This window comes from Klebsiella sp. 10982 (assembly GCF_048589245.1).
GTDB lineage: Bacteria > Pseudomonadota > Gammaproteobacteria > Enterobacterales > Enterobacteriaceae > Klebsiella > Klebsiella quasivariicola.
This window is the reverse complement of sequence record NZ_JBMAXV010000061.1, coordinates 1-20,305: the sequence shown is the minus strand read 5'-3', so window position 1 is coordinate 20,305 and position 20,305 is coordinate 1. Positions and strand designations below refer to the sequence as shown.

Annotated in this window: 18 protein-coding genes and 1 pseudogene; 13 read left to right on the top strand and 6 right to left on the bottom strand. The window is 58.8% G+C overall.

Annotated features, from left to right (window positions below; all coding sequences use genetic code 11):
• Positions 1–77 precede the first annotated feature (77 nt).
• From cdd to ACKLKD_RS25895, 4 genes are all read right to left on the bottom strand, one after another.
• Positions 78–962 (bottom strand): cytidine deaminase, encoded by an 885-nt coding sequence (gene cdd, locus ACKLKD_RS25910; RefSeq protein ID WP_087806252.1) that lies wholly within the window; start codon positions 960–962, stop codon positions 78–80.
• A gap of 129 nt (positions 963–1,091) precedes the next feature.
• Positions 1,092–1,787, bottom strand: a complete 696-nt coding sequence (locus ACKLKD_RS25905; RefSeq protein ID WP_025713967.1) for a CidB/LrgB family autolysis modulator — start codon at positions 1,785–1,787, stop codon at positions 1,092–1,094.
• A complete protein-coding gene (locus tag ACKLKD_RS25900) occupies positions 1,777–2,181 on the bottom strand; it encodes a CidA/LrgA family protein (protein WP_004201620.1) in 405 nt (134 codons plus the stop codon). The genes ACKLKD_RS25905 and ACKLKD_RS25900 overlap by 11 nt, the downstream gene beginning before the upstream one ends.
• Positions 2,182–2,308: 127 nt before the next feature.
• Entirely contained in the window at positions 2,309–3,214 is a 906-nt protein-coding gene (locus ACKLKD_RS25895; protein ID WP_025713966.1) for a LysR substrate-binding domain-containing protein, read from the bottom strand.
• Positions 3,215–3,341: 127 nt separating this feature from the next.
• On the opposite strand from ACKLKD_RS25895, the gene ACKLKD_RS25890 reads away from it, so the two are divergent.
• The 10 genes and pseudogenes from ACKLKD_RS25890 to ACKLKD_RS25845 all read left to right on the top strand — a co-directional run bounded on the left by ACKLKD_RS25890 (position 3,342) and on the right by ACKLKD_RS25845 (position 15,456).
• The gene (locus tag ACKLKD_RS25890) at positions 3,342–4,700 is read left to right on the top strand and encodes an MFS transporter (RefSeq protein ID WP_080898062.1); all 1,359 of its coding nucleotides are present in this window, start codon (positions 3,342–3,344) and stop codon (positions 4,698–4,700) included.
• 11 nt (positions 4,701–4,711) lie between these two features.
• Positions 4,712–5,749, top strand: coding sequence for a gentisate 1,2-dioxygenase (gtdA, locus tag ACKLKD_RS25885; RefSeq protein ID WP_080898061.1), 1,038 nt, complete (start codon positions 4,712–4,714; stop codon positions 5,747–5,749).
• Positions 5,750–5,766: 17 nt separating this feature from the next.
• The gene (locus ACKLKD_RS25880) at positions 5,767–6,468 is read left to right on the top strand and encodes a fumarylacetoacetate hydrolase family protein (RefSeq protein WP_080898060.1); all 702 of its coding nucleotides are present in this window, start codon (positions 5,767–5,769) and stop codon (positions 6,466–6,468) included.
• Positions 6,469–6,476: 8 nt separating this feature from the next.
• Entirely contained in the window at positions 6,477–7,121 is a 645-nt protein-coding gene (gene maiA, locus ACKLKD_RS25875) for a maleylacetoacetate isomerase (protein WP_025713962.1), read from the top strand.
• Positions 7,122–7,133: 12 nt separating this feature from the next.
• Complete coding sequence (locus tag ACKLKD_RS25870) at positions 7,134–8,327, top strand: 3-hydroxybenzoate 6-monooxygenase (protein WP_080898059.1); 1,194 nt, start codon at positions 7,134–7,136, stop codon at positions 8,325–8,327.
• Between the two features lie 74 nt (positions 8,328–8,401).
• The gene (gene dusC / locus ACKLKD_RS25865; protein WP_080925014.1) at positions 8,402–9,334 is read left to right on the top strand and encodes a tRNA dihydrouridine(16) synthase DusC; all 933 of its coding nucleotides are present in this window, start codon (positions 8,402–8,404) and stop codon (positions 9,332–9,334) included.
• A 352-nt stretch (positions 9,335–9,686) separates the two neighbouring features.
• Positions 9,687–11,051, top strand: coding sequence for a carbohydrate porin (locus ACKLKD_RS25860; protein ID WP_080898057.1), 1,365 nt, complete (start codon positions 9,687–9,689; stop codon positions 11,049–11,051).
• A 155-nt stretch (positions 11,052–11,206) separates the two neighbouring features.
• The gene (gene bglG, locus ACKLKD_RS25855) at positions 11,207–12,040 is read left to right on the top strand and encodes a transcriptional antiterminator BglG (RefSeq protein ID WP_080925013.1); all 834 of its coding nucleotides are present in this window, start codon (positions 11,207–11,209) and stop codon (positions 12,038–12,040) included.
• 31 nt (positions 12,041–12,071) lie between these two features.
• A pseudogene (gene bglF / locus ACKLKD_RS25850) lies at positions 12,072–14,046 on the top strand (PTS beta-glucoside transporter subunit IIABC).
• 15 nt (positions 14,047–14,061) lie between these two features.
• Entirely contained in the window at positions 14,062–15,456 is a 1,395-nt protein-coding gene (locus ACKLKD_RS25845; protein WP_025713955.1) for a glycoside hydrolase family 1 protein, read from the top strand.
• Positions 15,457–15,489: 33 nt separating this feature from the next.
• Here ACKLKD_RS25845 and ACKLKD_RS25840 read toward each other — a convergent pair whose 3' ends face one another.
• Entirely contained in the window at positions 15,490–16,224 is a 735-nt protein-coding gene (locus ACKLKD_RS25840; protein ID WP_025713954.1) for a class I SAM-dependent methyltransferase, read from the bottom strand.
• Positions 16,225–16,352: 128 nt separating this feature from the next.
• Here ACKLKD_RS25840 and mdtQ point away from each other — a divergent pair, with 128 nt between their 5' ends.
• Positions 16,353–17,792 (top strand): multidrug resistance outer membrane protein MdtQ, encoded by a 1,440-nt coding sequence (mdtQ, locus tag ACKLKD_RS25835; protein WP_087806250.1) that lies wholly within the window; start codon positions 16,353–16,355, stop codon positions 17,790–17,792.
• A gap of 33 nt (positions 17,793–17,825) precedes the next feature.
• On the opposite strand, the gene ACKLKD_RS25830 is transcribed toward mdtQ, so the two are convergent.
• The gene (locus tag ACKLKD_RS25830; protein WP_025713952.1) at positions 17,826–18,395 is read right to left on the bottom strand and encodes a DedA family protein; all 570 of its coding nucleotides are present in this window, start codon (positions 18,393–18,395) and stop codon (positions 17,826–17,828) included.
• A 152-nt stretch (positions 18,396–18,547) separates the two neighbouring features.
• On the opposite strand from ACKLKD_RS25830, the gene ACKLKD_RS25825 reads away from it, so the two are divergent.
• Complete coding sequence (locus ACKLKD_RS25825) at positions 18,548–19,135, top strand: Yip1 family protein (protein ID WP_008804043.1); 588 nt, start codon at positions 18,548–18,550, stop codon at positions 19,133–19,135.
• A gap of 188 nt (positions 19,136–19,323) precedes the next feature.
• Entirely contained in the window at positions 19,324–20,274 is a 951-nt protein-coding gene (gene pbpG, locus ACKLKD_RS25820; protein ID WP_025713951.1) for a D-alanyl-D-alanine endopeptidase, read from the top strand.
• Positions 20,275–20,305 lie beyond the last annotated feature (31 nt).

Sequence of the window (20,305 nt, the reverse complement as noted above, 5' to 3'; positions counted from 1 at the left end):
CTCGGTATATCAGGTCGACGGTATATCAGGTCGGCCGGATAAGGCGAAACCGTCATCCGGCAATCTGCTCAGGCTGATCAACCTAACAGGACGCGCTCGATATTCTGGCAGCCCAGCGCCTTCAGGGTGGCGACGGTGGCATCCCACTGGATCAGCGCCGCGTCGGCTTTCTCCGCGAGGATTGCCCGCTGGATAGCGGGATAATCATAGCCGTTGAGGCTCAGGAGATTCAGCGCCCCCTGCAGCGGCGGCAGCGTCGGATTGAACGCCGCGTTTTCCGCATAGCTGCCGCTGAAAATGGTGCCGTCTTTCAGCTCCAGCGCCACGCCGGAGGGCGAGTGGCTGTAGGGCGCATGGCAGCGGTTGGCGGCCTGAATGGCTGCCTGGGTCAGGGCATCGCCGCTCACCGGGAAGCCATGGTCCTGTGCATCCATCAGCAGGGTTTTGATCTCCAGATCTTTCGGACCAAAGGCGTCCGGCAGATAGTGCTCCAGGGCATGCGCTTCGCGGCCCGGCAGATGAATGCGCAGCGCCAGTCCGCTGTTCAGTTCGTTCATAAACTGACGGCAATGGCCGCACGGCGTGTAGTTCACCGTAATAGCGCGCAGGGAGGTCTCGCCGCGCAGCCAGGCGTGGCTGATGGCGCTCTGCTCGGCGTGAACGGTCTGCTGCATGGTGGCGCCAGTAAACTCCATGTTGCCGCCGAAGTACCAGCGACCGCTGACGCCGCGGGCGATAGCCCCGACGTTAAAATGAGAAAGGTCGGCGCGCGCGCAGGCCGCGGCAAGCGGCAGTAGCGCAAAGGCCAGCGCGTCTTCGTCCAGACCTGTCGCATGTTGCAGCGTCGCCACCTGTTCGGCTTCAAGCAGCGCCGGGAAGTGCGGGTCGGCGAGCATCGGGGCGATGGCCGCCTGCAGGTCTGCTGCCAGAGTCGTCAAAGCAGCTTGAAAACGTGAGTGCATAGCGTTGCCTCATAACAATGTAATGGGAAGCCAGTGTACGGGCGTCCAGGGAGTTCTGGTGTGATTTACATCTCATTGTTCGTGCAACTTTAATTTGTTGCACTAATAAATGTGATTTATATCACATTTTTAACCCACTACTGCGAGAATGAGCGGAAATAAAAACGGCGCCAGCAGGGAGGTGATGATCCCGCACAGCACCAGCGCCAGAGAGCTGAAAGCCCCTTCCTGATAGTCCAGTTCCGCACAGCGGGCGGTGCCGAGGGCGTGCGAGGCGGTGCCCATCGACAGGCCGCGCGACGCTTTGGTGCGAATGCGCATCAGGTTAAGCAGCGTGTGACCAAACACCGCCCCGAGGATGCCGACAAAAATTACGCACACGGCGCTGATGGCCGGAATGCCGCCGATACTGCCGCTGACCGCCATGGCAATCGGCGTTGTGACTGACTTAGGCAGAATAGAGGCGGCAATTTGCGGTGTGGCGCCCATCAGCAAGGCGACGGTGGTACCGGTTATCATCGCCACGCAGCTGCCGATAAAGCAGATCGTGATGATTGATTTCCAGCGCGCGCGGATCTGGTGCAGCTGTTCATACAGCGGAAAGGCCAGCGCGACCACCGCCGGCTGCAGCAGATCGTTGAGAACTTTGCTGCCGGCAAAATAACGCTCATAGGAGATCCCGGTCAGCAGCAGAAACGGAATTATCACCACCATCGCCACCAGCAGCGGGTTGAGCAGCGGGAACTTAAAGCGGGCCGCCAGTTTGCGGGCGAGGAAAAAGACGATCAGGGTTAGCGGCAGCGACCACCAGATTTCATGCATCATTTTTCTTTTCCTTTTGCCCAATCACTTTACGTTCGCCATGCACCAGGTGAGAGCTCCAGCTCACCACCACAAACACCACCAGGGTGCTGATGGCGCAGGAGATAACGACCGGCCCCAGCTGAGCGCGCAGCAGATCCCAGTACTGCATCACGCCGACGCCGATGGGGACGAACAGCAGCGCCATATAGCGGATGAGGATATTGCAGCCAGGATTGACCCACTGCGGCGGCATAATTTGCAGCGCCAGCAGCACGAAGAGGATCAGCATGCCAATGATGCTGCCGGGGATAGTGATGGGCAGCAGCCCGGCGATAAATATTCCGGCGTATAAGCAGGCGTAAATCAGGACGAAGGCCCGCAGGTACTGCCAGATAATAGTCAGCGATTTACTCATGGTATTAACCCTTGATGAACTGCATTCATCATACAATTAATCCCTAAAATGTGCTACCGATCACATCATGAATTCTGCGCATCCCGGACATAGACAACAGGAACCGACCGGTTATTCGGCGAGCACGCTAGGCGGCGAGATAGTGCAGAAAGCGGGCGAGGGCCTGGGAGGGCACTTCGCTTTTGCGCCAGAACACCCCAACGCTACCTTTTTGCTCTATACGCGGCAAATTAAGAATCGCCAGCTGGCGATGTTCGGCGTAATGCTGCGCCAGCCGCAAGGAAAGAATAGAGATCATATCGCTGCTTTGCAGCAAATTGCTGGTGACGTTCATCGAGGCCGACTCAATGGTGTTCTCCGGGAGCATCACGCCGTTATCCACCAGCGCGTTATCAATACTCTGGCGAATGGGGGTGCCGGTGGGCCAGACAATCCAGCGCCAGGCGGCGAGATCCGCCCAGCTCAGGTGCGCCCGGCTGGCTAACGGATGGTCGGGACGGGCGACAAAACAGACCGGTTCGGTATACAGCACCCGATAGTTGAGCGGCAGTTCGAGCGCGCGTCCACCGACCCGGCCCACGACCACATCCACCACCCCGGAGAGCAGATCGTGCAGCAGTGGGGTCATCACTTTCTCTTCAATATTCAGATGCAGGGTCGGCATCTCGTTGAGCAGGGCGAGGATCGCCTGCGCCACGCAGTCTGTCGCCACCGGTGAGCAGCCGATCATCAGGCTGCCGACCAGACCGCCTTGCTTAAAGCGCTCAATCTCATACTGCGATCGCGACATGTCGTTGATCAGCCGCTGGGCGTGCTGGATCAGCAGTTTCCCCCCTTCCGAAGGGCGCAGTCCCTTACTGTGGCGCTCAAAGAGCGGCATGCCTACCTCATCTTCAAACTGCGTCAGCCATTTGGAGAGCGCGGGCTGGGTAATATTCATCATTTTCGCCACCTGGGTCAGGTTGCCTTGCTCACCCAGCGCCACCAGCATTTTCAGATGCTGCAGCTTCAGTTTTTGCGTCCAGTTCGCCATCAGTCGATAACCTCCAGGTTATGTCTGCGCCCGAAAAGCCATTGTACATTTCATCGCCATGATTACAAAATCGCAACATAAAAGAAATAAATACAACATCTACCCTGACCTGCACTGAGGCATCATTATGGCTCAACGACGTGAACTACAGACCTTACTCAACGCAGCGCCGGTTGGCGCCCTGCAGTGGCGTGTGATTATCTGCTGTTTTCTGGTGGTGATGCTTGATGGTTTCGACACCGCCGCCATTGGTTTTATCGCCCCCGATATCCGCGTTCACTGGCAACTGAGCGCCAGCGAACTCGCGCCGCTGTTTGGCGCCGGACTATTGGGATTGACCGCCGGGGCGCTGCTCTGCGGCCCGCTTTCCGACCGCTTTGGCCGAAAACGGGTGATTGAGTTCTGCGTCGCGTTGTTTGGCTTATTTAGCCTGCTCTCCGCGTTCTCGACGAATCTTGAAATGCTGGTGATCCTGCGTTTTCTCACCGGTCTGGGATTGGGCGGGGCGATGCCCAACACCATTACCATGACCTCGGAATATCTGCCCGCCCGCCGCCGCGGGGCGTTAGTGACCCTGATGTTCTGCGGTTTCACGCTTGGCTCGGCGCTGGGCGGCGTGGTCAGCGCGCAGCTGGTGGCGCATATCGGCTGGCACGGCATTCTGGCGCTGGGCGGGATCCTGCCGCTGCTGCTGGCTGTCGCGCTGCTGTGGGTGCTGCCGGAATCGCCTCGCTGGCAGGTGCGCCGCGGACTGCCGCAGGCGACCATCGCCAGAACGGTCAGCGCTATCACCGGCGAGCGCTACCCCGATACCCATTTCTGGCTGGATGAACCGGCGGCCGGGCCGAAAGGCAGCATTGGCCAGCTGTTTGTCGGCCGCCAGCTGGCGATCACCCTGATGCTCTGGGTGGTGTTCTTTATGAGCCTGCTGATTATCTATTTGCTCTCCAGCTGGATGCCGACGCTGCTTAACCATCGCGGGATAGATCTCCAGCATGCCTCGTGGGTCACCGCCGCGTTTCAGATCGGCGGCACGATGGGTGCTTTACTGCTCGGCGTCCTGATGGACCGCTTTAATCCCTTCCGTGTGCTGGCGCTGAGCTACTGTCTGGGCGCGCTGAGCATCGTGATGATTGGTTTAAGCGAAAACGGACTCTGGCTGATGGCGCTGGCGATCTTCGGTACCGGCATCGGCGTCAGCGGTTCACAGGTGGGGCTTAATGCGCTAACCGCCACGCTCTATCCCACCCAAAGTCGCGCCACCGGCGTCAGCTGGTCTAATGCCGTCGGCCGCTGCGGCGCCATCGTCGGCTCGCTCTCCGGCGGCATGATGATGGCGATGAATCTCTCTTTCAGTACGTTGTTTTACGTTATTGCGGTTCCGGCTGCGGTCAGCGCGGGGATGCTTATCCTGCTGACGCTGGCGGTCCGCCACTCTGGATCGGTACCCGACGCGCTGCCCTCCACCGGCATCGTGAATAAGTAAGGAGAAGAATAATGACATCATTCACCACCGAGGCGAGCCGCGATCGCCAGCAGTTCTATCACCAGATTTCCGGGCAGAATCTGACCCCGCTGTGGGAATCGCTGCACCATCTGGTGCCGCAAACGCCGAATGCCAACTGCGCCCCGGCGTACTGGAACTACCAGGAAATTCGCCCGTTGCTACTGGAGAGCGGGCAGCTCATCGGCGCCAAAGAAGCGGTGCGCCGGGTACTGGTGCTGGAGAACCCGCAGCTGCGCGGCCAGTCGTCTATTACCTCATCACTGTATGCCGGCCTGCAGCTGATCATGCCCGGTGAGGTGGCGCCGAGCCACCGTCATAACCAGTCGGCGCTGCGCTTTGTCGTGGAAGGCCATGGCGCGTTTACTGCCGTCGACGGCGAGCGCACGGCCATGAGCCCTGGCGATTTTATTCTCACGCCGCAGTGGCGCTGGCATGACCACGGCAATCCGGGGGAGGAACCGGTTATCTGGCTGGATGGTCTCGATTTACCGCTGGTCAACTATCTCGGCTGCGGTTTTGCGGAGGATTATCCGCAGGAGCAGCAGCCGGTCACCCGTCAGGAGGGCGATTACCTGCCGCGCTACGCGGCCAACATGCTGCCGCTGCGCCATCAGGTGGGAAATTCCTCGCCGATTTTTAACTACCGCTACGACCGCAGCCGCGAGGCGCTGCACGACCTGACCCGCTTCGGCGAGGCCGACGAGTGGGACGGCTACAAGATGCGCTACGTCAACCCGGTCACCGGCGGCTATCCGATGCCCTCGATGGGCGCTTTCCTGCAACTGTTGCCGAAAGGGTTCCACTCGCGGGTGGCGAAAACCACCGACAGCACCATCTACCACGTGGTGGAAGGCTGCGGTCAGGTGACGATTGGCGAACAAACCTTCATCTTCCAGGCGAAAGATATCTTCGTGGTGCCGACCTGGCACGGCGTGTCGTTCAACGCCAGCGAAGAGTGCGTGTTATTCAGCTTCTCGGACCGTCCGGTACAGGAGGCTTTAGGCCTGTTCCGCGAAGCGCGTTATTAATAATAAGGAAAACCATCATGACTCAATACGTTTTTGCACCCCAGGCGCCGATTAGCATCCCCGTTGTTGGCAGCGATGAGCAGTTCCCGGTACGCCGCGTGTACTGCGTTGGCCGTAACTATGCCGCTCACGCCCGGGAAATGGGCTTCGATCCCGATCGCGAGCCGCCGTTCTTCTTTTGCAAACCGGCCGATGCGGTCGTACCGGTGGCGGCAGGCGAAACGCTGGATTTACCGTATCCGGCGCAGACCGACAACTATCATTACGAAATTGAGCTGGTGGTGGCGATTGGTAAGCAGGGGCGCGATATTCCACTGGAGCAGGCGCAGGAGTATATCTGGGGCTACGCCACGGGTCTCGATATGACCCGTCGCGACCGCCAGATGGAGATGCGCCAGATGGGGCGCCCGTGGGAAATTGGCAAAGCCTTCGATCTTTCCGCTCCCATCGCGCCACTGCATAAAGCCGCCGATGTCCACAATGTCACTCAGGCCGGGATCTGGCTGCAGGTGAATGGCGAGGATCATCAGCGCAGCGATATTCGCCATCTGATCTGGTCGGTGAATGAAACCATCAGCTATCTCTCGGGCTTTTTCGAACTGCAGCCAGGGGATCTCATTTTCACTGGCACCCCGGAAGGCGTTGGCGCGGTAGTGAAGGGCGATGTGATCACCGGCAACGTTGACGGACTGACGCCTGTTGCCGTTCGCGTGGTGTGAGGTGAGCGATGAAGCTGTACAGTTTTTTTAACAGCTCGGCCTCCTACCGGGTGCGCATTGCGCTGGCGCTGAAGGGAATTGATTATCAGGCCGTTGGGGTCAATATCCGCATCGGGGCGCAGAATGCGCTGGAGTACCGGCGGCTCAATCCGGTGGGGCTGGTGCCGACGCTTATCACCGATGAGGGTGAATCGCTGGGCCAGTCGCTGGCGATAATCGACTGGCTCGACCGCCACTATCCGCAAATGCCGCTACTGCCGCAGGAGGATCCGGCGCGGATGCGGGTGCTGGAGATGGTCTACGCCATCGCCTGCGATATTCATCCGATTAATAACATGCGGGTTTTGCGCTACCTGAGCGACGAGCTGAAGGTCAGCGAAGAGGAGAAACAGCGCTGGTACGCCCACTGGATCCAGCAGGGGTTGAGTGCGCTGGAGCAGTTGCTGCGCCAGGCGAAATCTGGCGATTACTGCGTCGGTAATACGCCGACGCTCGCCGACTGCTGCCTGGTGCCGCAGTGGGCTAACGCGCAGCGGATGGGGTGCGATCTGAGCCATTATCCGCGCTGCCAGGCGGTTTACGACGCCTGTACCCGGCTACCGGCGTTTATCGCCGCCGCGCCGGAAAATCAACAAGACAAAATTCCGGCCTAGGGAGGAGGGAAGATGGCGAAAGTGACGCGAGCAATTATCGTCGGCGGCGGCATTGGCGGCGCGGCGACGGCGCTCTCCCTGGCGCGCCAGGGGATCAACGTGATGCTGCTGGAAAAGGCGCATGAAATCGGTGAAATCGGCGCGGGTATCCAGCTGGGGCCGAATGCGTTTTCGGCGCTGGATAGCCTGGGCGTCGGCGAAGTGGCGCGCCAGCGGGCGGTATTTACCGACCATATCACGATGATGGATGCGGTGAATGGGGAAGAGGTGGTGCGTATCGAGACCGGCCAGGCCTTCCGCGACCATTTCGGCGGCCCGTATGCGGTGATCCATCGGGTGGACATTCACGCCACCGTGTGGGAAGCCGCGCTGACCCATCCCGGTGTGGACTACCGGACGTCGACTCAGGTGGTGGATATCCGCCAGACCGCCGATGACGTGACGGTCTTTGATGACAAAGGTAATAGCTGGACCGCCGATATCCTGCTGGGCTGCGACGGCGTGAAGTCAGTGGTGCGCCAGAGTCTGCTCGGCGATGCGCCGCGGGTCACCGGCCACGTGGTGTACCGCGCGGTGGTGGAAGCGGCTGACATGCCTGAAGACCTGCGGATTAACGCGCCGGTGCTGTGGGCCGGGCCGCACTGTCATCTGGTGCACTATCCGCTGCGCGGCGGCAAACAGTACAACCTGGTGGTTACCTTCCATAGCCGTGAAAGCGAAGAGTGGGGCGTGCGCGACGGCAGCAAGGAAGAGGTGCTCTCTTACTTTAAAGGGATTCATCCGCGGCCGCGGCAGATGCTCGACAAGCCAACGTCCTGGCGGCGCTGGTCTACCGCCGACCGCGAGCCGGTTGCAAAGTGGGGCAACGATCGCATTACCCTGGTTGGGGATGCTGCCCATCCGGTGGCGCAATATATGGCGCAGGGTGCCTGCATGGCGCTTGAGGATGCGGTCACGATCGGTAAAGCGCTGCAGCAGTGCGACGGCGACGCTGCCCGCGCCTTCGCGCTGTATGAGTCGGTACGTATTCCGCGTACCGCGCGGATTGTCTGGTCGACCCGTGAAATGGGGCGGATTTATCACGCCGCGGGCGTCGAGCGGCAGGTGCGTAATCTGCTGTGGAAGGGCAAGAGCCAGCAGGAGTTCTATCGTGGCATGGAATGGCTGTACGGCTGGAAAGAAGACAACTGCCTCGAACCGCGCTGAGGCTCTGCATTGAGATCTTTCAACCGACGCACAGAGGCGCTACCATAGCGCCTCTTTTTTTTCCGGGTAACGATATGCGTGTATTACTGGCGCCGATGGAAGGCGTGCTCGATTCGCTGGTGCGCGAGCTGCTGACCGAGGTTAACGATTACGATCTGTGCATCACCGAATTTCTGCGCGTGGTGGACCAGCTGCTGCCGGTAAAATCGTTCTACAGGCTGTGCCCGGAGCTGCACCACCACAGCCGCACCCCATCCGGCACCCGCGTGCGCGTCCAGCTGCTGGGACAATATCCCGAGTGGCTGGCGGAAAATGCCGCCCGCGCGGTGGCGCTGGGTTCGTGGGGCGTGGATTTAAACTGCGGCTGTCCGTCGAAGCTGGTGAACGGCAGCGGCGGCGGGGCGACGTTATTGAAAGATCCCGAGCTTATTTATCGCGGGGCGAAAGCCATGCGCGAAGCGGTGCCCGATCATCTGCCGGTGACGGTGAAAGTTCGTCTCGGCTGGGACAGCGGCGAACGGCGCTTTGAAATCGCCGACGCGGTACAGCAGGCGGGCGCCAGCGAGCTGGTGGTGCATGGCCGCACCAAAGAGGATGGCTACAAAGCTGAACGCATCAACTGGCAGGCGATCGGCGAGATCCGCCAGCGCCTGACCATCCCGGTGGTCGCCAACGGTGAAATCTGGGACTGGCAAAGCGCCCAGGAGTGCATGGCCGCCACCGGCTGCGATTCGGTGATGATTGGCCGCGGGGCGCTTAACGTGCCGAATCTTAGCCGGGTGATCAAATACAACGAACCGCGCATGCCGTGGCCGCAGGTGGTTCAGCTGTTGCAAAAATATACCCGCCTGGAAAAGCAGGGCGACACCGGTCTGTATCATGTGGCGAGAATTAAGCAGTGGTTAGGCTATTTACGCAAGGAATATACCGAGGCGCTGACCCTGTTTAATGAAATTCGCGCTCTGCAAACCTCAGCTGAAATAGCGGCGGCGATCGCCCGCTATTAAAATATTGTTATTTGCTTCACATATTATTACTTACCTGCCTATTGATGGTAGGCATGAGTTGAATAAAGTGATAATGTGCAGTCAATCAATTCAGGATTGCTACTGAACCCAGGCAAAACCTAAGCACTTTCGTCATTCGTGGCGCAAAGTGCTTAGGTTTTTTTTTGGCTAAAATTCAATGGTGAAAAAATGGTTATGTAAAACAATAGGTTGTAATTAACGTTTCCTCTGGCATCGTCGCGGTTTTATTACCGGCGGACGCCCTTTGTCATTCATTTTTTAAAAAAGAAAACAGGTAAATAAATAGCCTGGGGATCCCCTTTGTTTTTATTCAGTCACGGTGGATATCACAATGCATAACAAAAAAATAAATCAGCTTCTGATCGGCGCGGCGCTGGCGGTAATGGTGCCTGCCGTGAGCGCCGCGGAAACTCCGGCGTGGAACGGCAGCGTGCTGGGGTTCGAAGCCGGGCAGCAAGGGCTGTTGGGCGATATGCTGGGCATTCGTCCGATCCTCGAAGAGAACGGCTTTCATTATAATCTCGGCTATCTGAATGAGATGGCCTACAACGCCGGCGGCGGTTATGACCATGATAAACACCTGGCCTATATTGACCAGGTGGCGCTGACCTTTACCCAGGATCTGGAGCGCTGGACCGGCATACCGGACGCCCGACTCGAAGGCAATATCGTCAACCGCAACCACGATGATAACCTCACTACAAAACGGCTGCAGGATCCGCGGGTGAGTTTCAACGATCTGTCGCAGGAGAGCTGGGGCGGCGGGTCAGTCACCCGTCTTGGCTGGCTGACCTTTGCCCGCAGCTTTGACGACCGTCGCCTGACCTGGCGCATCGGCATGATGAACAAGGTGCAAACCTTCGACCAAATCATACCCTGCGATTTTCAACTGCTGACCCAGTGCGGCGGCAAATCGGCCAACTCGCTGACCTGGAATAACTGGAATATCCACACCTGGGGGACCACTCTCGAGTACAAGCTGACGCCGACGGTCACTCTGAAAGGCGGGGTGATGGAGCAGAATCCGCAGGCCGCCTCGCGCAGCCACGCCTGGAGCTGGTCGACGAAGGGCAGCAAAGGCATTTTACTGCCGATGGAGATCGAAACCCGTCCGCTGATTAATGGCCTGCCGGGGGCTTATAACCTCGGTGTGGTCTGGACTAACGCGCCGCAAAGCGATCTCTACAGCGGCAAATCCGGCGGCGCCGGGGCGACCGATCCGCAAGGCTATGCCGAGCACGACAGCACCTGGTTTATGTACGCCGGCCTCAACCAGCAGATTACCCGTCACGCCGACGATCCGCTGCGGGGAATGAGCGTCTCGCTGAGCGGCAGCCTCAGCGACCAGCGCAGTAACTATATACACTCCGCCGTCGCCGCCTCCATGCGCTACCGCGGGCTGTTTGACGCCCGTCCGGAGGACTGGATTGGCTTCGGCCTGACGTGGATCGACATGAGCAGCCACTATGCGCGGAATCAGCGCTATATGAACCAGCTCAGCGGCGCCACCGACTATAACGATCCGGCTTATCAGCCGGTGGCCGGCCACTCGCTGAACGGCGAGCTCTATTATCGCTTCCGTCCGGTCTCCTGGCTGGAGCTGCAGCCGGGCCTGCAGTACTGGCACCGTCCGGGCGGCGTTGCGCAGACCCAGGACGCGTGGGTGGTGGAGTGGAAAACCGTCGTGACCTTCTGATAGTCGCGATCTTAATCACGTTTTTTCACTTGTCAGGTTGAGCGCGCAGCAGAAGTTGTTACAGTGCGGATGTTGGATTGCAACTGCTGCGGCAGGCAAAACCTGATCACCTGGCGTTTCGTCGGGGGTCAGGTTTTTTTGTTTCTGGGGTCTATATGCAAATCGCCAAAGTACTCAATAACAATGTGGTGGTGGTTCTTGACGAGCACCGGCGCGAACAGGTGGTGATGGGGCGAGGGCTGGCCTTTCAGAAACGCCCGGGCGACGTGCTGGATGACAGTAAAATTGAAAAAGTTTTCGCCTTACAAAGCGATGAGCTGGTTGGTCGCTTAGGGGAGCTGCTTAGTCAGATACCGTTAGAAGTGATGACCACCTGTGACCGGATCATTGAGCTGGCCCGCGGGCGGCTGGGTAAGTTACAGGACAGTGTGTACATCACGCTAACCGACCACTGTCACTTTGCTATCGAGAGGCAGAAGAACGGCGTCGCGCTGCGTAATGTACTGCTGTGGGAGATCAAGCGGCTGTATCCGAAGGAGTTCGCGCTGGGTCAGGAGGCAAGGGCCATTATTGCCAAAAGGCTTGGCGTGGAGCTGGCGGAGGATGAAGCCGGATTTATCGCCCTGCATCTGGTGACGGCGCAGCTCAACAGCGAAATGCCGGAGGTCATGCACGTGACCCGGGTGATGCAGGAGATCCTGCAGCTGGTGAAGTATCAGCTGCAGCTGAATTACGATGAAGAGTCGCTAAGCTATCAGCGTTTCGTTACCCACCTGAAATTTTTCGCCCAGCGGATGCTGACGCGCACGGTGGTGGAAGATGACGACCTCTCGTTGCACAGCGCGGTGAAAGATAACTACGCCAAAGCGTGGAAATGTGCGGAAACGGTGGCGACGCATCTGCAAAAGCAGTATCAGCGCGCGCTGACCACCGAAGAAATTATGTTTCTTGCCATTCATATCGAACGGGTAAGAAAAGAGGGGCGTTAATTCTCCCCCAATAAAACTGGATTGTTACTGCATCATGCAGGCAAAACCTGAGCGCGACGCCCACCGGCGTGGTTCTCGGGTTTTTTTATTTTTTACTACTCAGTCGCCGGTTGTCTGCGGGCAGCGGCAGTAAGGAAAAGAGCATGGAATATAAAGCACTCGCGCAGGATATTCTCAACCGCGTCGGCGGCAAAGAGAACATTGTGAGTCTGGTTCACTGTGCGACACGTCTGCGTTTTAAACTAAAGGATAACGGTAAAGCCGATGCCGAAGGGCTGAAGGCCAACCCGGGCGTTATTATGGTGGTGGAGAGCGGCGGCCAGTTTCAGGTGGTGATTGGCAACCATGTCCATGATGTCTGGCAGGCGGTGCGTCAGGAGGCGGGATTGAGCGATGATAGCGAGCCGGTTGCCGGGGAAAAAGCGGCAAAAGGGTCGGTGTTAAGCCAGCTTATCGACATCATTTCCGGCATTTTTACACCGTTTATCGGCGTTATGGCGGCGACCGGTCTGCTGAAAGGGCTGCTGGCGCTGGCGGTGACCTGCGGCTGGCTCATGCCGGAGCAGGGAACCTATAAAATCTGGTTTGCCGCCAGCGACGCGCTGTTCTTTTTCTTCCCGCTGTTTCTTGGCTATACCGCCGGTAAAAAGTTTGGCGGCAACCCGTTTATCTCGATGGTGATTGGCGGGGCGTTAACCCACCCGCTGATGATTCAGGCCTTTGAGGCCAGCCAGGCGCCGGGGGCGGCGGTGGAGCACTTTCTTGGCATCCCGGTGACCTTTATCAACTACAGCTCATCGGTGATCCCGATTATTCTTGCCTCATGGGTCTGCTGCTGGCTGGAGCGCAAGAGCAACGCGCTGCTGCCGTCATCGATGAAAAATTTCTTCACCCCGGCGATTTGCCTGGCGGTAGTGGTGCCGCTCACCTTCCTGGTGATTGGCCCGGTCGCCACCTGGCTCAGCCATCTGCTGGCCAACGGCTACCAGTTTATCTACGCGTTTGCGCCATGGCTGGCGGGCGCGGTACTGGGCGCGATGTGGCAGGTGTGCGTGATTTTCGGCCTGCACTGGGGGCTGGTGCCGTTGATGATCAATAACATGACGGTGCTCGGTCACGACTCCATGCTGCCCATTATCCTCCCGGCGGTGATTGCCCAGGTGGGTGCGGTTCTGGGGATTTTGCTGGCCACCCGCGATGCGCGCCAGCGGGTGCTGGCGGGGTCGGCCTTCTCTGCCGGGCTGTTTGGCATCACCGAGCCGGCTATCTATGGCCTGACCCTGCCGCTGCGTCGTCCGTTTATCTTCGGCTGTATCGCCGGCGCCATCGGCGGGGCGATCACCGCCTTCAGTAATAGCCATGCTTACTCGTTCGGTGTGCCGAATATCTTTTTCCCGGCGCAGATGATCCCGCCTGGCGGGATTGACGCCAGCGTCTGGGGTGGGCTTATCGGCACCGGCGTGGCTTTCGTGCTCGCCTGCTTGCTGACCTTCTTCGCCGGTCTGCCGCGTGCCAGCGCTGCACAGGGCGCCGTAGCGGTAGCCCCGGCCTCGGCAAACGACATTCTGGCGCCGATGAGCGGTAGCGTTATCGCCCTCGATCAAGTGCCGGACAGCACCTTCGCCAGCGGCTTACTCGGTAAAGGGATTGCCATTATCCCGGCGGTGGGCAAAGTGATTGCGCCATTCTCGGGCGAAGTGGCCTCCCTGTTTCAGACTAAACATGCCATTGGCCTGCAGAGCGATAGCGGCATTGAGCTGCTGATCCACGTCGGCATCGACACCGTTAAGCTCGATGGCGCGCCGTTTACCGCGCATGTTAAAGAGGGCGACAAAGTTAAAGCGGGCGATCTGCTGATTGAGTTCGATCGTCAGGCGATTCTGGACGCCGGTTACGACCTGGCGACCCCGATTATTATCAGCAACAGCGACGACTACCGGGAAATTGATACGGTGGCGTCCAGCGCCGTCGAAGCCGGTCAGCCGCTGTTGTCAGTCAGCCATTAATCACAGGAGAGAGAGATGAAAACATTCCCGGCGGATTTTTTATGGGGCGGCGCGACTGCGGCGAATCAGGTGGAAGGGGCTTACCTGGAAGATGGCAAAGGCTTATCCACCTCCGATGTGCAGCCGCACGGCGTGTTCGGCGAAGTGGTCGAGCGCGTACCCGGCGACAACGGGATTAAGGATGTGGCGATCGATTTTTACCATCGCTATCCGGAAGATATTGCCCTGTTCGCTGAGATGGGCTTCAACTGCCTGCGGGTGTCCATCGCCTGGACCCGCATCTACCCCAACGGCGATGACGCCGAACCAAACGAAGCCGGCCTCGCGTTCTACGACACGCTGTTTGACGAGATGGCGAAGTACAACATCACCCCGCTGGTGACGCTGTCGCATTACGAAATGCCGTGGGCGCTGGTGAAAAACTACGGCGGCTGGGGGAGCCGGGAAGTGATTGGCTTCTTTGAGCGCTACGCCCGGACGGTGTTCAGCCGTTATAAAAATAAGGTCAAACTGTGGCTGACCTTTAACGAAATCAATATGTCGCTGCATGCCCCCATGACCGGGGTCGGTCTGCCGGCCGGCAGCAGCAAAGGCGAGGTGTATCAGGCGATTCACCACCAGCTGGTGGCCAGCGCCCTGGCGGTCAAAGCCTGTCACGAGCTGGTGCCTGAGGGCAAAATCGGCAATATGCTGCTCGGCGGGCTGATGTATCCCCTGAGCTGCAAACCGGAGGATGTGTTTGAAACGCTGCAGGAGAATCGCAGCTGGCAGTTCTTTGGCGACGTGCAGGCACGCGGCGCGTATCCCGGCTATATGCAGCGCTATTTCCGCGACAACGGCATTACGCTCACCATCACCGACGCCGATCGTGAAGCGCTGAAAACCACCGTCGACTTTATCTCTTTCAGCTACTACATGACCGGCTGCGTCACCGCCGACGAGGCGCTGAACCAGCAGGCGCGCGGCAATATTCTCAGCATGGTGCCGAACCCGCATCTGGCGAGCTCGGAGTGGGGCTGGCAGATAGATCCTCTCGGTCTGCGCACGCTGCTGAATGTGCTGTGGGATCGCTATCAGAAACCGCTGTTTATCGTGGAAAACGGTCTGGGCGCCAAGGATAAGGTGGAAGCCGACGGCAGCATTCACGATGACTACCGCATCAGTTACCTGAACGACCATCTGGTGCAGGCGCGGGAAGCCATTGACGATGGCGTTGAGCTGATGGGCTTCACCAGCTGGGGGCCGATTGACCTGGTGAGCGCCTCGAAGGCAGAGCTGTCGAAGCGCTACGGCTTTATCTATGTCGATCGCCATGATGACGGCACCGGCACCCTGGCGCGCAGTAAGAAGAAGAGTTTTGACTGGTATAAGGACGTGATTGCCAGCCGCGGCGCCAGCCTGAAAGCGTAAAGAATACCCGCCCGGCCAGCGCCGGGCGGGCGATTAGCCCGGTTTGCGCGCGCGCAGTAAAAAGATCATCGGGCGCTCTTTCTCCTCCTCCAGCGCGGGCTGGGCGGCAATCTGTTCGGCGGTGGGCCCCCATTCATCCAGCTGCTCCAGCACAAAACCCGCGGCGATAAGCGCGTTTATCCAGCTTGCGAGCTTGCGATGCTGCTTGATGACGCCCTCGGCAAACCAGTTGCTGACGCGCTCACCCTCCTGCTGATAGTGACTGACCGGCCAGCTTTTCTGTCCCTGCTCATCCACCTGCCAGCCCTGCTGCAAGGGGGCGGTATAGATGGGATGTTCAGCGGAAAAGACCAGTGTGCCGCCGGGAACCAGCGCCCGATGCAGGGTGGCAAAGAGCGGAGCAATGTCCGGTAAATAATGCAGCGCCAGCGAACTGTAAACCAGATCGCAGCAGTTGGCGGGCAGCGTCAGGGTTTGCAGATCGGCGCAGCGATAGTCAATCTCATCCCTGCGGGTCATCTCCCGCGCCTGCGCCAGCATGCGCTGGGAGATATCGAAACCGGTTATCTGGCGGGCTCCCTGCTGTTGTGCCCAGCGGCAAAACCAGCCGTAGCCACAGCCGAGATCTATCACTCGTAAACCGGTTACTGGCGGCAGTATCGCCTGCAGGGATGACCACTCGGGTGCGCCATCCAGCCCCTTCACCGAGCGATCGAGGGTCGCATAGCCGGCAAAAAACTGCGGGTCGTCATAAATATTCTGGCTCATATTCATCCCTTGAATTTGTAAGGTTGTTTATTTTTAGCAAACTAATAATTTAGTCACACGCTTTACTAAACGGGTAAAATTCAATTAATTTATGATAACTATCCTGATTAAGTTATCTGACCTCTCTAATGAAATTGATATTAAATAAAAGCGTGCTGGCGGCATTGCCTCTGGCCATCGCGCTGGCTGGCTGCGCGCCATCTCATGAGATTGCTAACCCGCCGCAGCAGCAAATTCCGGCTTCCCACGTGTCGATGGAGCTCCCTGCCGCCGTCAAAAATGGCTGGCCGCAAACCGAGTGGTGGAAAGACTACCACGACCCACAGCTCAATAATCTGATCCAGCGAGCGTTAGCCAACGCCCCGGATATGCAAATTGCCGAACAGCGGATCCGTCTGGCGGAAGCCCAGGCCAGAATGTCGCAAGCCAATCTTGGCCCGGAGATGGATTTCTCCGCCGATGTTGAACGCCAGCGCATGTCGGCCGAAGGCCTGATGGGGCCGTTCGCCACCGACACCGACGGCAACACCGGCCCGTGGTACACCAACGGTACCTTCGGCCTGACCGCCGGCTGGGATCTGGACCTGTGGGGCAAAAACCGCGCACTGGTTAAAGCGCGCATCGGCGAGCTGAAAGCCCAGGTGGCCGAGCAGGCCCAGACCCGCGAATTGCTTTCCGGCAGCGTGGCGCGTCTGTACTGGCAGTGGCAGACAGAAGCGGCGATCAAAGCGGTGCTGCAGCAGGTGAAGAGCGAGCAAAATAATATTGTGACGGTCGATAAGGCGCTGTTCCAGCGTGGGATCACTAACTCTGCCGAAGGGGCAGAGAACGATATTAACGTCAGCAAAACTGACCAGCAGCTGGCGGACGTAGCAGGCACGATGAAAGAGATCGAAGCGCGGCTGATGGCCCTGACCAACAGTCAGAGCCAGTCGCTCAATCTCAAACCCGCCGGCCTGCCGACGGTCAGCGCGCAGTTGCCTGATACTCTCGGCTATGAGCTGCTGGCGCGCCGCCCGGATCTGCAGGTCGCCCACTGGTACATTGAGGCGTCGCTGAGTGAAGTGGACGCAGCGAAAGCGGCGTTTTATCCGGACATCAATCTGATGGCGTTCCTGCAGCAGGATGCCCTGCACTTAAGCGACCTGTTCCGCCACTCGGCACAGCAGATGGGCGTCACCGCTGGTCTGACGCTGCCGATCTTTGACAGCGGCCGCCTCAATGCCAATCTGAATATCGCCAGCGCGCAGAACAGCCTGTCGATCGCTCAGTACAACAAAGCGGTGGTGGATGCCGTCAACCAGGTGGCGAAAACCGCCAGCCAGGTCGAAACATTAATGGCGAAAAGCCAGCAGCAGCAGCAGGTTGAAAAAGACGCCCAGCGGGTGGTGGACCTGGCGCAGGCCCGGATGAACGCGGGGATCCTCCCTGGCTCGCGGGTAAGCATGGCTAAGCTGCCGGCGCTGCAGGAGCGGATTACCGCGCTACGCCTGCACGGCCAGTGGCTCGACGCCAGCATTCAGCTGACCTCGGCCCTCGGCGGCGGCTACCACCAGACGGTGAAGTAACTGCCACCCACGGCGCGCCCGCGGGCGCGCCGCTTAGTCTTTCTTTTTCCCCTCGCGCCGCCTGAGCCACCAGTGGGCGGCCACCACCACCACCACCGCCAGAATAAGCCAGATCCAGTGTTTCAGATGAGCATCCAGATGGTGTAGCCACGGGCCGATCACCTCGCCGCCGAGATAGCCAATGGTGGTAAACAACAGCGCCCATACCAGCGCCCCGAGGATATTTAGCGGCAGGAAAACCCGTGGCGACAGGCGGCTGGCGCCGATCAGCAGAGGGCCGATCACTCTAAAGCCGTACATAAAGCGTGAGCCAATGACAAACAGCCACGGCCGGTGCTGGATCATGCGCTGCGCTTTACGTATTCGCGTCTTCTGGCTGGCGAAACGGCGCAGAATGCGCCCGCCAAAGCGGCGGCCAAGCAGGTAGAGCAGCTGATCGCCAATCATCCCGCCGAGGGCGACGGCGATCACCACCAGGGGAAACTTCAGTAGCCCCTGATGCGCCGCGACGCCGCCCAGCAGGGTAATGGTCTCACCTTCCGCCATGCTGCCGACGATCAGCGCCGCATAGCCATACTGGGAAATCAGGTGATTGATATCCATAAACAGCTTATCTCCTTATTTCATCATTATTAATCATACACCCTGCTGACCAAAACGCGGCGAAGGAGATTTTTTGTGCTGTACATAAAATAATCTACAGGCTGAATTATACTTGGATCAGTGCTGTACGAAGCCGTGACAAGGGGGACGCTATGAACCATGTCTGGGGGCTCTTCGCTCATCCCAACCGGGAGATGAGCGTGATTAAGAGCGAGAATGAAACCATTTCTCATCACTATACGCATCATGTGCTGCTGATGGCGGCGGTTCCGGTGGTCTGCGCCTTTATCGGCACCACGCAGCTGGGCTGGAACTTCGGCGATGGCACGGTGATTAAACTGTCGATGTTGACCGGGCTGGCGCTGGCGGTACTGTTTTACGCGGTGATGCTGGCCGGGGTGGCGATCATGGGGCGGGTAATCTGGTGGATGGCCAGACAATATCCGCAACAGCCTTCGCTGAAACGCTGCATGGTGTTTGCCGGCTATGTGGCCACGCCGCTGTTTCTGAGCGGGATCGTGGCGCTCTATCCGCTGGTCTGGCTGTGCGCGCTGATCGGTACCATCGCGTTGTTTTACACTGGCTATCTGCTCTATCTTGGCATCCCGACCTTCCTGAGCATTAACCGGGAAGAGGGGTTAAGCTTCGCCAGTTCGACGCTGGCCATTGGGGTACTGGTGCTGGAAGTTCTGCTGGCGATCACCGTGGTGCTGTGGGGGTATGGCTACCGACTCTTCTGATCGGACGGCTCGGGTAAATATGCATTGCCGGCAAATATGTATTTTGTGTCGGCAATGCAGCATTTCTTCACGATTCTTATTAGGCACAGGGCCTTACGGCGCGGTATGATGGCGTTTGCCAGCGATGTTGCCCACTTAACCTCGCGGCGTACGTTCCATAACGTGCAAAAATACTTTTCAGAATGCCCATGATGCCGAAATTTCGAGTCTCTTTGCTCAGCCTGACTTTGCTGCTGGCTGTGCCTTTTGCGCCCCAGGCGTTAGCAAAAACCCCGACGACGGTTGCCGCTTCGCAGCCCGACATTGCCTCCGGCAGCGCCATGATCGTCGATCTGGCCACCAAAAAAGTTATCTACGCCAGCCAGCCGGATCTGGTGCGCCCGATGGCGTCGATCACCAAAGTGATGACCGCCATGGTGGTGCTCGATGCCCATCTGCCGATGGATGAGATGCTAACGGTGGATATCAGCCATACCCCGGAAATGAAGGGGATCTACTCCCGGGTGCGCCTCAACAGCCAAATCAGCCGCCGCACGATGCTGCTGCTGGCGCTGATGTCTTCCGAGAACCGCGCGGCGGCCAGCCTGGCGCATCACTACCCGGGCGGCTATGACGCTTTTATCCGTGCGATGAACGCCAAAGCGCAGGCGCTGGGTATGACCCATACCCGCTATGTGGAGCCCACCGGCCTGTCGGTACACAACGTCTCCACCGCCCGCGATCTGACTAAACTGCTGATCGCCAGCGAGCAGTATCCGCTGATCGGCCAGCTGAGCACCACCAAAGAAGAGACCGCTACCTTCGCCCATCCGGCCTACAGCCTGCCGTTCCGCAATACCAACCATCTGGTGTATCGCGATAACTGGAATATTCAGCTGACTAAAACCGGCTTCACCAACGCCGCGGGCCACTGCCTGATTATGCGCACGGTGATTAACCAACGCCCGGTGGCGCTGGTGGTGATGGATGCTTTCGGGAAATACACCCACTTCGCCGACGCCAGCCGCTTGCGGACGTGGATCGAGACCGGGAAGGTGATGCCGGTGCCGGCTTCGGCGCTGAGCTATAAAAAGCAGCGCGAAGCGCAGATGGCGGAGGCGATGCTGAAAGGCGGCGCCCAGACCGCGCAGAACGATTAATCTGTACGTCATCCCGGATGACGGCGCGTTG